Source organism: Tritonibacter scottomollicae, assembly GCF_032924845.1.
In the GTDB taxonomy this organism is placed as follows: domain Bacteria; phylum Pseudomonadota; class Alphaproteobacteria; order Rhodobacterales; family Rhodobacteraceae; genus Epibacterium; species Epibacterium scottomollicae.
In genome coordinates this window covers 1,800,101-1,813,118 of the sequence record NZ_CP136704.1, presented here as the reverse complement: position 1 = coordinate 1,813,118, position 13,018 = coordinate 1,800,101, and the positions used below count along the sequence as shown (strand labels likewise).

Here is a 13,018-nt window from a genome sequence, read left to right as displayed (position 1 = left end):
TCGGGGGCGATGACAGGCACGGGGACGGGCGCCAGGACGGGCCGGGTGCTGATCACCCGGCCCATGACAGCAGCGGTGGAGGCCCGGGCACGGGCAGAGTTTGATGTGGAGATCCGCAGCCAGACCACGCCGATGACCCCAGATGAGATGATCGCCAGTCTGCGCGATTTCGACGTGGTGGTGCCGACCTTGGGCGATGCCTATGGGGCGGAGATCTTTGCCGCCGCATCGGCGCCGCGCTGCCGGTTGCTGGCCAATTTCGGCGTCGGTTTCAATCATATCGATGCTGAAGCGGCGCGCAGGGCAGGGGTCGAGGTCGCCAACACGCCCGGTGCTGTGACCGGTGCGACGGCGGATATCGCGCTGACCCTGATGCTTATGACGGCCCGGCGGGCGGGCGAGGGCGAGCGATTGGTGCGGTCCGGCCAATGGGCGGGCTGGCACCCGACCCAGATGCTGGGGCTACACCTGTCGGGCAAGCGGCTCGGTGTCGTTGGACTGGGGCGGATCGGGAATGCGATCGCGCGGCGGGCGCATTACGGGTTCGGCATGCAGATCGCCTATGTTGCGCGCAGCGACAAGGCCACCGACTATCCTGCCGAACGCGCGGAAAGCCTGATGGCGCTTGCGTCCATGGTCGACATGCTGGTGATCGCCGTGCCCGGCGGGGCGGAGACCCGGCATCTGGTCGACGCGCAGGTGCTGAAGGCGATGCGCCCCCATGCGCATTTGGTCAATATTGCCCGCGGCGAAGTGGTGGAAGAGGCGGCACTGATCGCGGCGCTGCAGTCCGGGCAAATCGCCGGTGCGGGGCTGGATGTCTACGAGTTCGAACCCGAGGTGCCGCAGGCGTTGCGCGATCTGGACAATGTCACGCTGCTGCCGCATCTGGGCACTGCGACCGAAGAGGTGCGCAGCGATATGGGCCATATGGCGCTGGACAATGTGGCAGCACTTCTGGCCGGGCAGCGCGTGCCGAACCCCGTCTAGTCTGCATCGACCCCGGATCGAGACGGCATAGCGCCCAGTGCTTCAGACGCACGCCTTCCGTCAAGACCGATCTTTTAGGGCTGTATTGGGGCGGGCAGCCAGCCCGATGGGCTGGCTGCGGCACGCAAGGTGCCAAAGGCACCTTGCGTGCCGGGCCCAACCGAACCGGCGGCGCCTTGGCGCAGCCCGGGTGCGGGCGGGAGGTCCACCGGCCCTGACCGAACCTGAGGTCGACGCTTGCGTTCAGAGCACGCTCAGCTGCTTTCAGGTAGATCACCCATGGCGGCGCGCCAGTGGCGGCGGCAGAGGGAGACGTAGCTTTCATTGCCACCGATCTGCACCTGATCGCCTTCGGTCAGTACATTGCCCTGATCATCCTGGCGCACAACCATGGTGGCTTTCTTGCCGCAATGGCAGATGGTGCGCACCTCGCGCATTTCATCAGCCAGTGCCAGCAGGGTGGCAGAGCCGGGGAAAAGCTTGCCCTGGAAATCCACCCGCAGCCCATAGGCCAGTACCGGAATGCGCAGGTCATCCACCACACGGGCCAGTTGCCAGACCTGATCCGGCGTCAGGAACTGCGCCTCATCCACAAAGATTGCCGCTACCGCCCCCTGCTCTAGCCGGGCGCAGATGCGGGCGTGCAGGTCGTCCTCGGGTCGGAACACATCCGCTTCGGCGCCAATGCCGATGCGCGACGCAATGCGGCCAGCGCCCGCCCGGTCGTCAACGCTCGCGGTCAGCAGATAGGTCTGCATGTTGTTTTCGCGGTAGTTGTGAGACGCCTGCAGCAAGACGGTCGATTTACCGGCGTTCATGGTGGAGTAATTGAAGTAGAGCTTGGCCATGGGCTGGGGTCTATCCACATCCGCGACTTTAGAAAAGGTGAAAAGCTTGCGGCGCCCGAGATGCTGCAAGGAGGTGTATTCTGGCGGAAGCTCGGCGTGTCGCGGGCTGTTTCGGCGGCGTCACGAAGGGTCGGTAACACTCAGCCTAAAAGGTCCAGACCGCACGGAAACCAAAGCGACGCCGAGGGTGATGCCCCCAGAGAGCCGGAGTTGCGATCCAAGGCGTCAAAAGCCCTTCTGAGAACCACGTTCCGTCCCTGGGAGACATCTTTCTCGGCAGACCAATTGCCACTTGAAAAGACAGGCTACTCACTCACAATGCCGATCCTTCCGACCTGTCGTGACTCAAACGCCAACTCACACCACTCTTGAAGCTCAAGTCGTCACGGCAGGTCTGGCAAAGGTATTACAATTCGGTTAAGCAAACTGAATGGGAATTTAATCGTGAGGTTCCCCCAAGCCGTTGGTTCGGGGGGCATACATGTAGGTAAAAGAGTATTATGGCGGATATCGGGACGTATCTGAAAAAACATACCGAAGCACTTGTAAAGGACGTGGGGATCGAGTCCGCTTGCCAGATTACCGGCAAATCCAAGGCGACATTAGGACGGTATTATTCCGAGAATACGGAACACGCGGATCGTTTCATTCCGGTGGATGCAGTGGCAAAGCTCGAGGGGGCGTCTTCGTTCCCGCATGTCACCTCTGCGCTGGCTGATCTGAAGAACATCACCCTGTCCTATTCCGGCACGCCGGGGGCTGTTACCCGGCCCGGTGGGGTCAATACCGACGTGATCGCGTTGAGCCGTCGGTTTGCGCAACTGATGAGCGAGTATCAGGATGCCATCGCCGATGGAATCATCACCGTGAATGAGGCAAAGCGGCTGTTGAGGGAGACGGTCTTGCTGCAGCAGGTGCTGATCGACATGAAATTGCACCTGGAAGAAGAAAGCGCCTGAAGCCTTTCCGCTGCATTTGAGCGGGAGCTGAAATCTTGGTCGTTCACTGAGACAGGTTGCGCAGCTTTGAGCGGATACAAAAAAGCACGCGCCCAGATCGGGCGCGTGCTTTTTATGTGTAAGCGCGCGCGTCGTCGGCACTGCGACAGAGAAGACGCACCCGTCAGCCGTGGCGGCGCAGAATCACCGAACCGACCGAGTAGCCCGCACCAAAGGAGCAGATCAGACCGGTGTCGCCATCGCTGAGGTCGTCGGAGAACTGGGAGAAGGCGATGATGGACCCCGCCGAAGAGGTATTGGCGTAGTCCTGCAGGATGTTTGGCTGCTCACCCGCCTCGGGCGTGCGGCCAAGAACCTTCTTGCCGATGAAGTCATTCATGGATTTGTTGGCCTGATGCAGCCAGAGGCGTTTGAGATCGCTGGCGGTCACGTCCTCGGCCTGCATGTGGTCGGCGATGTGCTGGCTGACCATGGGCAGCACTTCCTTGAACACCTTGCGCCCGTTTTGCATGAACTGCATGTCGCGGCGGTCGGCCACCCCGTCGGGGCGGGAGCGGCGCAGATAACCGTTGTTGTTGCGGATGTTGTTGGAAAACTCGGTGGCGCAGCGGGTGGAGAGGATCTCGAAATGCGCGCCGGTGGCGTCCTCTTGACGCTCGATCAGAGTTGCGGTGGCCACATCCCCAAAAATGAAGTGGCAGTCCCGGTCACGCCATTCCAGATGGCCGGAGCAAATCTCCGGGTTCACCACCAGCGCGGAGCGAATCGACCCGGAGCGCACCATGTCGGCGGCGGCCTGAATGCCGAACGTGGCCGATGAACAGGCAACGTTCATATCGAAGGCGAACCCCTTGATGCCGAGGATTTGCTGGATTTCGATGGCGACAGCGGGGTAGGCGCGTTCCATGTTGGAGGCGGCGCAGATCACCGCATCGACGTCCGCGGCGGTCTTTCCGGCCTGCGCGAGCGCCTTTCGGGCGGCGTCCACACCCATTTCGGCCATGATGCCGGGTTCGTCGTCACTGCGCTGGCGCAGCTGCGGGTGCATCACCTCCGGGTCGAGCACGCCGGATTTGTCCATTACAAAGCGGCTGTGGATGCCGGAGGCTTTCTCGATGAACTCTTCCGAAGAGTAGTGCAGCGGCTCGCGCTCACCGGCAGCGATGGCCTCGGCGTGTCGGGCGTTCTGCAGGTCGACATAGGCGTTGAACGCCTGGACCAGTTCCGCGTTGGAGATGCGCTCTGCGGGGGTGAAGACCCCGGTGCCGGTAATGGCGGGTGTGTACATGTTTGCGTCCCAGGTGGCGGGGCCTGAACAGGTCCCCTGTCTCGAGGTGGCGCATATAGGGCCTTTTTCAAGGCGAGAGGTCAAGGGCGGCGGGCTGCATGCCCTCGGGTCAAGAGCAATGTAGTGGGGGCGAATCACACCCGGCGAACAGCGAAAACCTCAGACGAATAGCTTTGGCGAAAGGTGAGGCGGGATATGTGGTCTGACCGCAGGTCCCGCAGCTGATCTGCGACATTTGCGTGAAATATACGCTTTGACCGGTGAGATGTGACATAATGCTTCGGGATGCGCGCAGAAAGAGGAGGGGCCCCCTTTAAATACTTCAGTTCGTGAACTATTTGGCTCTCAGGAGCGAGACATGACTTCAGATCATTCCGACAATTGGGATCTCCATACACCAGAAGTGCAGGCCATGATGGGGGTCTTTGCACTGCACTGGCAATTGGAGCAGCGCCTGAATGATGCACGTCTCGGGGAACAGCTGGGCCGGATGGAATGCCATCTGTTGCTGCTTCTCGTGCGACCCTGTCGCATGGGAGAGCTGGCGCGGCTGACGATGAAGGCGCCTTCGGCCGTTACGGCCGGAGCAGGGGCGCTGGAACGTCAGGGCCTAATCCGTCGGGTGCGTGATGCCGATGACGGGCGCGCCTGGCTGCTGGAACTGACGCAGAACGGACATGCAAGGCGGCGGCAGCTTGTCGCTGATGCGTCCGAGGTATTTTATGAAACGTCGGGCCTGACGCGAGAGGAAGCACGAATTCTCGCAGGGCTCGCACAGAAAATTCACAACAAGGCCGTTCAGTCGGGCGCTGTAGGACCCTGTGAAGGAGATCAGACATGACAATGACATCAATCCGGGCCGTGCTGCTGGGGGTGGTGCTTGCGGCACCGCTGGCGGCGCAGGCACAGGATGCGGAGCAGGCGGTGGACACATCGCTGAAACCGGTGAAGCTGATGACTGCCGATGGGGGCGCCGCACCGATGGAGCGGCGTTTCTTCGGTCAGGTGGCCGCCAAGGAGACCGTCGATCTGGCGTTTCAGGTTGGCGGCCAGGTGCTGAAACTGCCGGTGACCGAAGGCGATGTGGTGCCACAGGGCGAACTGATTGCGCAGCTCGATCTGGAGACCTTTCAGTTGCAGTTGGAACAGGCGGTGCTGAACAAGCAGCAGGCCGACCGCAACAAGGAACGCAATGCGCGCCTTGCGGGTACGGTGAGCCAGGTGGTGATCGAGGATGCGGAGACCGCGGCGGGCCTGTCCGAGGTATCCCTGCGTACGGCGCAGACCAACCTCAATCACGCCACGCTCTATGCGCCCTTTGATGCGCTGGTCGCGCGACGTGAGGTGGCGCTGTTCTCCACGGTGTCTGCCGGAACACCGATCACACGTCTGCACGACATGTCGGAGCTGCATGTGGAAATCGACGTGCCGGAGCTGCTGTTCCAGCGGACCAACGAAAGTGATCGTTTCGAGATCGTTGCGACCTTTCCCGGGTCGGATAAGGAATATCCCCTGGAGATCCTGGAATACACGGCCGAGGCCTCAGCAGTGGGTCAGACCTATCGGGTGACCCTGTCGATGGAGCCGCCGGAGGACCGGCAGGTGCTGCCGGGGGCCTCGACCACCGTCAGCGTGCGGGTGATGATCGGGCGGCATCGGATTTCCCTGCCAGCCACAGCCATCGTGACCACACCTGCGGGGGTGACGGGCGTGATGATCTTTACCCCGACCGGCGCGGATCAGGGGGCTGTGACCTGGACCGAGGTCACGGTCGAGCCGAACCAGTTTGGTGAATTCGAGGTCTTGTCCGGTGTCAATGACGGGGACGAGGTCGTGCTGACCGGCGGTGCGGCGTTGAAAGACGGTCAGGCGGTTCGCCGCTTCACCGGCTTCAGCAACTGAGGCCCGCGACATGGACATTGCACGCGGATCCATTCAACGGCCGCTTTATACGTGGCTGATCATGTTGTTTGCCCTGTTCGGGGGCATCTGGGGCTTTCTCAGCCTCGGGCGGTTGGAAGACCCGGCCTTTACCATCAAACAGGCGGTGATCCAGACCACCTATCCCGGCGCCACCGCCGAACAGGTGGCGATGGAGGTCTCCGAACCGCTGGAATCCGCCATTCAGAAGATGGCGGAAGTGAAGGAAATCAGCTCGATGAACCGGCCCGGCGTGTCGATCATCGAGGTCGAGATGCAGGACACCTATGACGGGTCCGAGCTGCCACAGATCTGGACCAAACTGCGCGCCAAGGTGCGCGATGCGGCGCGGGGTTTGCCCGATGGTGTCAGTGAGCCGCTGGTCAATGACAGTTTCGGCGACGTCTTTGGCATTTTCTACGCGGTGACGGCGGAAGGATTCTCCGACAAGGAGAAATACGAGCTGTCCACCTATCTGCGGCGGGAGCTGCTGACGGTGGAGGGCGTGGCCGACGTCAATATCGCTGGTTTGCGCAACGAATCCATCTATGTCGAACCCGACATGCCGATCGCGACCAATCTGGGCGTTTCGGTGAATGCGATCGCCAATGCCATCGCCACATCGAACTCCGTCACACCGGCGGGGGAGATCAAGGCCGGCACTGTGAACACGCTTCTGCAGACGCCGGAAGGGACCGACTCGGTATCTGAAATCGCCGGTCTCACGGTGGGCGTGGGTGGTGAAACCATCAACATCATCGACATTGCCAATGTCTGGCGCGGGCGCGAAGTCGACCCGAACGAGCTGATCCGGTTCAACGGCATGGAAGCCTTCACGCTGGGCGTGTCGGGCGTTGCCAACGAAAACATCGTCGATGTGGGGCACCGGGTGGATGACAAGCTGGCCGAGTTGGACAGCGAAATTCCCTTTGGTGTCGAGCTGCACCCGATCTACCAGCAGCATATCGTGGTGGAGAAGGCCTCCAACGACTTTCTGGTGAACCTTGCCATGTCGGTGGCCATCGTGATCGTGGTGCTGGCGCTGTTCATGGGCTGGCGTGCGGCGATCGTGGTGGGCACGACGCTGCTGCTGACGGTGGTGGGCACGCTGTTCTTCATGGCGCTGTTCTCGATCGAGATGGAGCGGATTTCACTGGGTGCGCTGATCATTGCCATGGGCATGCTGGTGGACAACGCCATCGTTGTGGCCGAAGGCATGCAGATCACCATGCAGAAGGGCAGATCCTCGCGCGAAGCCGCGCATGAGGCGGCTGCCAAGACACAGATCCCACTGCTGGGGGCGACGGTCATCGGCATCATGGCCTTTGCCGGTATTGGTCTTAGCCCGGATGCCACCGGTGAGTTCATGTTCTCGCTCTTTGCGGTGATCGGGATTTCGCTCCTGTTGAGCTGGCTTCTGGCGCTGACCGTGACGCCGCTGCTTGGGCATTACTTCTTCAAGCGTGGCACCGGCGAGGATCTCGACAGCTATGGCGGGTTGATGTTCCGCGCCTATGGTGGCCTGTTGCGGGCGGCGCTGAAGCTGCGCTGGTTCGTCGTGGCTGGTCTGATTGCGGTGACGGTGGTGTGCTTCATGGGCTTTGGCATGCTGAAGCAGCAGTTCTTCCCGAACTCCAACACGCCGCTGTTCTATGTGCACTACAAGCTGCCACAGGGCACCGCGATCGAGACCACCTCGGCGCATCTGGCGGTGGTCGAGGAGTGGCTGGACGCGCGCGATGATGTGGTGTCCACCGCGACATTCGTGGGGCAGGGCGCAACCCGGTTCCTGCTGACCTACGCCGCACAGAAGGCAAACCCGAGCTATGGTCACCTGATCATCCGCACCGAAAACATCGAGCAGATCCCGGCGCTGCAGGCGGAGCTGGAAGCCTTTGGCAAGTCCCGCTTCCCGGAAGGCGAGTTCCGCACCGAACGGCTGGTCTTTGGCCCCGGCGGCGGGGCTCCGGTGGAGGTGCGGTTCTCCGGGCCCGATCCGGCCGTGCTGCGACAGCTGGCACAAGAGGCCAAGGTGGTCCTTGAGACGTCAAGCGACCTGACGCGCGACGTCCGACATGACTGGCGGGAACAGGAACTGGTGCTGAAGCCGGTCTATGCAACGGATCGCGCCCAGACCGCAGGCGTGACGCGGGAGGCGATCTCCAACGCGCTGAAGTTCTCGACCAATGGTTTGACCACCGGGGTGTTCCGCGAGCGGGAGCGTCTGATCCCCATCGTCATGCGCCAGCCGCCGGAAGAGCCATACAACCTGATGAATCAGGTGGTGTTTTCCGAGACTGCGGGCACCTGGATTCCGATCGAGCAGATGCTCGACGGGGTGGGCTACGAGGTGCAGAACACCCTCGTTCATCGTCGGGACCGGGTCTACACCATCACCATCGGTGCAGATATCTCATCCGAGGTGACGGCGGCGACGGTGTTCAGCGAGGTGCAGTCTGCAGTGGAGGCCATCGAGGTGCCGCTGGGCTACAAGATGGAGTGGGGCGGGGAGCATGAGAACTCCGCCGAAGCGAACGAAAGCCTTGGAAAGCAGCTGCCGCTGTCGCTCCTGATCATGGTGCTGATCTCGGTGCTGCTGTTCAATGCCATCCGCCAGCCGATCATCATCTGGCTGCTGGTGCCGATGAGCGTGAACGGCGTGGTGATCGGACTGATGGGCACCGGGCTGCCCTTCACCTTTACCGCGCTTCTGGGTCTGCTGAGCCTTTCGGGGATGCTGATCAAGAACGGCATCGTCCTGGTGGAGGAGATCGACATCGTGCGCCGCGAGGAGGCGCTGCCCTTGCGCGAGAGCATCGTCAAGGCTTCGGTCTCGCGTCTGCGGCCGGTGATGCTGGCGGCGGTGACCACCATCCTTGGCATGGCGCCGCTGATGAGCGATGCCTTCTTCGTCTCCATGGCGGTGACCATCATGGGTGGTCTGGCCTTTGCCACCGTGCTGACCCTGGTGGCCGCACCGGTGTTCTACCTGATCTTCTTCAAAGGAGTAGAACGCCGCGAGAAGGCCGAGGCGGCTGCGGCGGCCTGATGGCCTGACAGACATCCGGTTGCGCCTTTCGTAGCGCGGCCGGAACAAACAAGACTGAGAAAAGCCCCGGGGATCCTGTCCCACGGGGCTTTTCCGTTAAAGGGGAGATCAAGGGTTGGCCATCTGTGAGGGGGTGAGAGAGAAGGTGATGGCCGGAGGGAACATGATCTTCCGCTGCTCTTCTGAGCTGCTCTATGCAGGACTAACTCTGCCTGCGCGATTGAGTCGTCGCAACGCAGACGTCGTGAGCGCTCCGTAAACATCTGATTCAATTGTACGAAAAATCACCGAACGCGGCGAGGGATCAGATCAGCGGGACCAAGGGCACATCACATGCAGCCAGCGATAAAAACAGTGAGAGGCAGAGAAAGCGGCGGATCATCATCAGAGCACCTATCAGCAAGAGAACGCGCGTGTCTGATGCGTTCCTAGCATATATGGCGCGTCGCGTATGCAGGTGTGCCTGCCGTGCGGCTATGGCAGTCCCTGGCCCGCCATAGACAGGACAAAGCCGTTGTTGGGCAAAAGAAAACGCCCCCGGATCGGGGGCGTTTGTCTGTCTTTATGTGATGGAGGCTCAGCCTTGCAGGCTTTTGACCTCTACCTCGCCCTCGGCCTGCGCCTGGATGGCGCGGGCGGCGGCATGGGCACCAGCGGCGGTGGTGAAGTAGGGGATCTTGTCATAGAGCGCCACTTCGCGCATCGGCTTTGAATCCTCCACTGCCTGCGCGCCCTCGGTGGTGTTCAGCACCAGCTGGATGCCGCCATCCTTGAGCATGTCGACCACATGCGGGCGGCCCTCGTAGACCTTGTTGACCACCGAACACGCAACTCCGTGACCGGCCAACCAGCCCTGGGTGCCGCGGGTGGCGACCAGTTCAAAGCCCTGACCCAGAAGGATGCGGGCGGTGTCGAGCATCACCTCGGTCTTGTCGGTGTCGCGGATCGAGATGAAGGCGCGCCCCGATGCGGGCAGCACCATGCCGGCGCCCATCTGCGCCTTGAGGAAGGCGCGGGCAAAGCTGCGGTCCCAGCCCATGACCTCGCCGGTGGAGCGCATCTCCGGGCCGAGGATGGTGTCGACACCGGGGAAGCGAGCGAAGGGCAGCACCGCCTCCTTCACCGAGAACCACGGCATGTTCGGGTCGGCCAGCGTCATCGGGTCGGCCATCGGCGTGTTGACGTCATAGCCCGCGTCCGGTTCATACGGCGCGCGCTTGGGGAAATTCGACAGCGGCTCGCCCGCCATCACCCGCGCGGCGATCGAGGCAATGGCGCTGTCGGTGGCCTTTGCCACAAACGGCACGGTGCGCGAGGCACGCGGGTTGACCTCGATCAGGTAGATGTCGCCATCCTTGACCGCGAACTGGATGTTCATCAGGCCAACCACATTGAGCGCCTTGGCCAGCGCAAAGGTCTGCACCTTGATCTCTTCGATGATGTCCTTGTCGAGCGAGTAGGGCGGCAGGGAGCAGGCGCTGTCACCGGAGTGCACGCCGGCCTCCTCAATGTGCTGCATGATGCCGGCCACATGTACATCGGTGCCGTCGCAGATCGCGTCCACGTCCAGTTCCACCGCGCCGGAGAGATAGCTGTCCAAGAGCACCGGGCTGTCGCCGGAGACCACCACGGCCTCGTTGATGTAGCGCTTGAGGTGATCCATGTCGCGAACGATCTCCATCGCGCGGCCGCCCAGAACATAGGAGGGGCGGATCACCAGCGGGAAGCCGATCTCACCTGCAATTTCAAGAGCTTGTGCATCGGTGGAGGCGATGCCGTTCTTCGGCTGCTTCAGGCCCAGCTCATTGACCAGCGTCTGGAACCGCTCGCGGTCCTCTGCCAGGTCGATGGCGTCGGGGGTGGTGCCGAGGATCGGGATGCCCTCGGCCTCCAGCGCATTGGCCAGCTTCAGCGGGGTCTGGCCGCCGAACTGCACGATCACGCCATGCAGAGTGCCGTTGTCCTGCTCGACGCGCAGGATTTCCATCACGTGCTCCATGGTGAGCGGCTCGAAGTACAGACGATCCGAGGTGTCATAGTCGGTCGACACCGTCTCCGGGTTGCAGTTGACCATGATGGTCTCGTAGCCCGCGTCAGTCAGCGCGTAGCAGGCGTGACAGCAGCAATAATCGAACTCGATCCCCTGGCCGATCCGGTTTGGACCACCACCGAGGATAACGACTTTTTTGCGGTCGGAGGGGCGGGCCTCGCACTCGACCTCGCCCATCATCGGGCTCTCGTAGGTGGAGTACATATAGGGGGTCTGCGCCTCGAACTCGGCGGCACAGGTGTCGATGCGTTTGAACACCGCCTTGACGCCGAGGTTGTGGCGGGCGCGGCGGACGTTGTCCTCGTCACGACCGGTCAGCAGGCTAAGGCGGGCATCGGTGAAGCCGAGCATCTTGAGGGCGCGCAGGCCATCTTCGCGCATCGGCAGGCCGTTCTTGCGGACGTCGCGCTCGGCGTCGATGATCTCGCGGATGCGGGCCAGGAACCAGGGGTCGAATTTGGTGACGCCAAAGATCTCGTCATTCGACAGCCCGTGACGCATCGCCTGAGCGATGGTGCGCAGCCGGTCCGGGGTCTGCTGGCTGATCGCCTTGATGACCGCGGCCTTGTCGTCCGAACCGACGCTTTCCCAGTGACCGGCGGTGACGCCGGGGATGGTGACCTCGTCAAAGCCGGTGAGGCCCGATTCCATCGAGGCCAGCGCCTTTTGCATCGATTCGTGAATGGTGCGGCCGATCGCCATTGTCTCGCCCACGGATTTCATCGCCGTGGTCAGGAAGGGCTCGGAGCCCGGGAATTTCTCGAAGGCGAATTTCGGGATCTTGGTGACCACATAGTCGATGCTCGGCTCGAACGAGGCCGGCGTCACCTTGGTGATGTCGTTGTCCAGCTCGTCCAGCGTGTAGCCCACCGCCAGTTTCGCGGCGATCTTGGCGATCGGGAAGCCGGTGGCCTTGGACGCCAGCGCCGAGGAACGCGACACGCGGGGGTTCATCTCGATGACGACCATGCGGCCATCGTCGGGGTTTACCGCCCATTGCACGTTGGAGCCGCCGGTCTCGACACCGATTTCCCGCAGCACCGAGATCGAGGCGGAGCGCATCATCTGGTATTCTTTGTCGGTGAGCGTCAGCGCCGGGGCCACGGTGATGCTGTCGCCGGTGTGCACGCCCATCGGGTCAATATTCTCGATCGAGCAGACGATGATCGCGTTGTCCGCCTTGTCGCGGACCACTTCCATCTCGTATTCTTTCCAGCCCAGAAGGCTCTCGTCGACGAGGATCTGGTTCACCGGCGAGGCATCCATGCCGGAGCGGCAATAGTGGATGTAATCCTCGCGGTTGTAGGCCACGCCGCCGCCTGTGCCGCCGAGGGTGAAGGCTGGGCGAATGATCGCTGGGAGACCCACATAGTCAAGCGTTTCCAGTGCCTTGGCGACGCCCGCGTCGAGGTCCGCCTTGCCGTCGTCCTTGGTCGGAGCGGTGACGATGGTGGCTTTGGGGTTTTCCAGGCCCAGCCGGTCCATCGCTTCGCGGAACAGTTTGCGGTCCTCGGCCATCTCGATGGCCTCGCGCTTGGCGCCGATCATCTCGACGTTGTATTTTGCCAGCACGCCCATTTCTTCGAGCGCCAGAGAGGTGTTGAGGCCGGTCTGCCCGCCCATGGTCGGCAAAAGCGCGTCGGGGCGTTCCTTTTCGATGATCTTGGCGACCACCTCGGGCGTGATCGGCTCGATATAGGTGGCATCGGCCAGGCCGGGGTCGGTCATGATCGTCGCCGGGTTGGAGTTCACCAGGATGACCCGGTAGCCTTCTTCGCGCAGCGCCTTGCAAGCCTGAGCGCCGGAATAGTCGAATTCGCAGGCCTGCCCGATGACGATCGGCCCCGCGCCAATGATCATGATCGACTGGATATCGGTTCTTTTGGGCATGGCGTGGCGTCCTCTTGGAAAACT

8 protein-coding genes are annotated in these 13,018 nt (G+C 62.2%); 5 read left to right on the top strand and 3 right to left on the bottom strand.

Going from position 1 to position 13,018, the window contains the following annotated elements; all coding sequences use genetic code 11:
* The first annotated feature begins 9 nt into the window (after nt 1-9).
* The gene (locus tag R1T40_RS09285; protein WP_317386708.1) at nt 10-990 is read left to right on the top strand and encodes a 2-hydroxyacid dehydrogenase; all 981 of its coding nucleotides are present in this window, start codon (nt 10-12) and stop codon (nt 988-990) included.
* A gap of 254 nt (nt 991-1,244) precedes the next feature.
* On the opposite strand, the gene R1T40_RS09280 is transcribed toward R1T40_RS09285, so the two are convergent.
* On the bottom strand, nt 1,245-1,838 hold the full coding sequence (locus R1T40_RS09280; protein WP_317386707.1) for a thymidine kinase: 594 nt from the start codon (nt 1,836-1,838) through the stop codon (nt 1,245-1,247).
* A gap of 500 nt (nt 1,839-2,338) precedes the next feature.
* Here R1T40_RS09280 and R1T40_RS09275 point away from each other — a divergent pair, with 500 nt between their 5' ends.
* Nucleotides 2,339-2,797: a hypothetical protein gene (locus tag R1T40_RS09275; RefSeq protein WP_106162998.1), complete on the top strand. Its 459-nt coding sequence runs from the start codon at nt 2,339-2,341 to the stop codon at nt 2,795-2,797.
* Nucleotides 2,798-2,960: 163 nt separating this feature from the next.
* On the opposite strand, the gene R1T40_RS09270 is transcribed toward R1T40_RS09275, so the two are convergent.
* On the bottom strand, nt 2,961-4,085 hold the full coding sequence (locus R1T40_RS09270; RefSeq protein ID WP_317386706.1) for a beta-ketoacyl-ACP synthase III: 1,125 nt from the start codon (nt 4,083-4,085) through the stop codon (nt 2,961-2,963).
* A 358-nt stretch (nt 4,086-4,443) separates the two neighbouring features.
* Between R1T40_RS09270 and R1T40_RS09265 the strand changes: the two genes are divergently transcribed.
* From R1T40_RS09265 to R1T40_RS09255, 3 genes are read left to right on the top strand one after another with little or no spacing between them, the layout of a single operon-like run.
* Nucleotides 4,444-4,926, top strand: a complete 483-nt coding sequence (locus R1T40_RS09265; protein ID WP_106162996.1) for a MarR family winged helix-turn-helix transcriptional regulator — start codon at nt 4,444-4,446, stop codon at nt 4,924-4,926.
* The gene (locus tag R1T40_RS09260; protein ID WP_317386705.1) at nt 4,923-5,987 is read left to right on the top strand and encodes an efflux RND transporter periplasmic adaptor subunit; all 1,065 of its coding nucleotides are present in this window, start codon (nt 4,923-4,925) and stop codon (nt 5,985-5,987) included. The genes R1T40_RS09265 and R1T40_RS09260 overlap by 4 nt, the downstream gene beginning before the upstream one ends.
* Before the next feature lie 10 nt (nt 5,988-5,997).
* Nucleotides 5,998-9,054 carry an efflux RND transporter permease subunit gene (locus R1T40_RS09255; RefSeq protein ID WP_106162994.1) on the top strand — a complete coding sequence of 1,019 codons (3,057 nt, stop codon included), beginning with the start codon at nt 5,998-6,000 and terminating at the stop codon, nt 9,052-9,054.
* Between the two features lie 577 nt (nt 9,055-9,631).
* Here R1T40_RS09255 and carB read toward each other — a convergent pair.
* Entirely contained in the window at nt 9,632-12,994 is a 3,363-nt protein-coding gene (gene carB, locus R1T40_RS09250; RefSeq protein WP_317386704.1) for a carbamoyl-phosphate synthase large subunit, read from the bottom strand.
* Between the last annotated feature and the right edge of the window lie 24 nt (nt 12,995-13,018).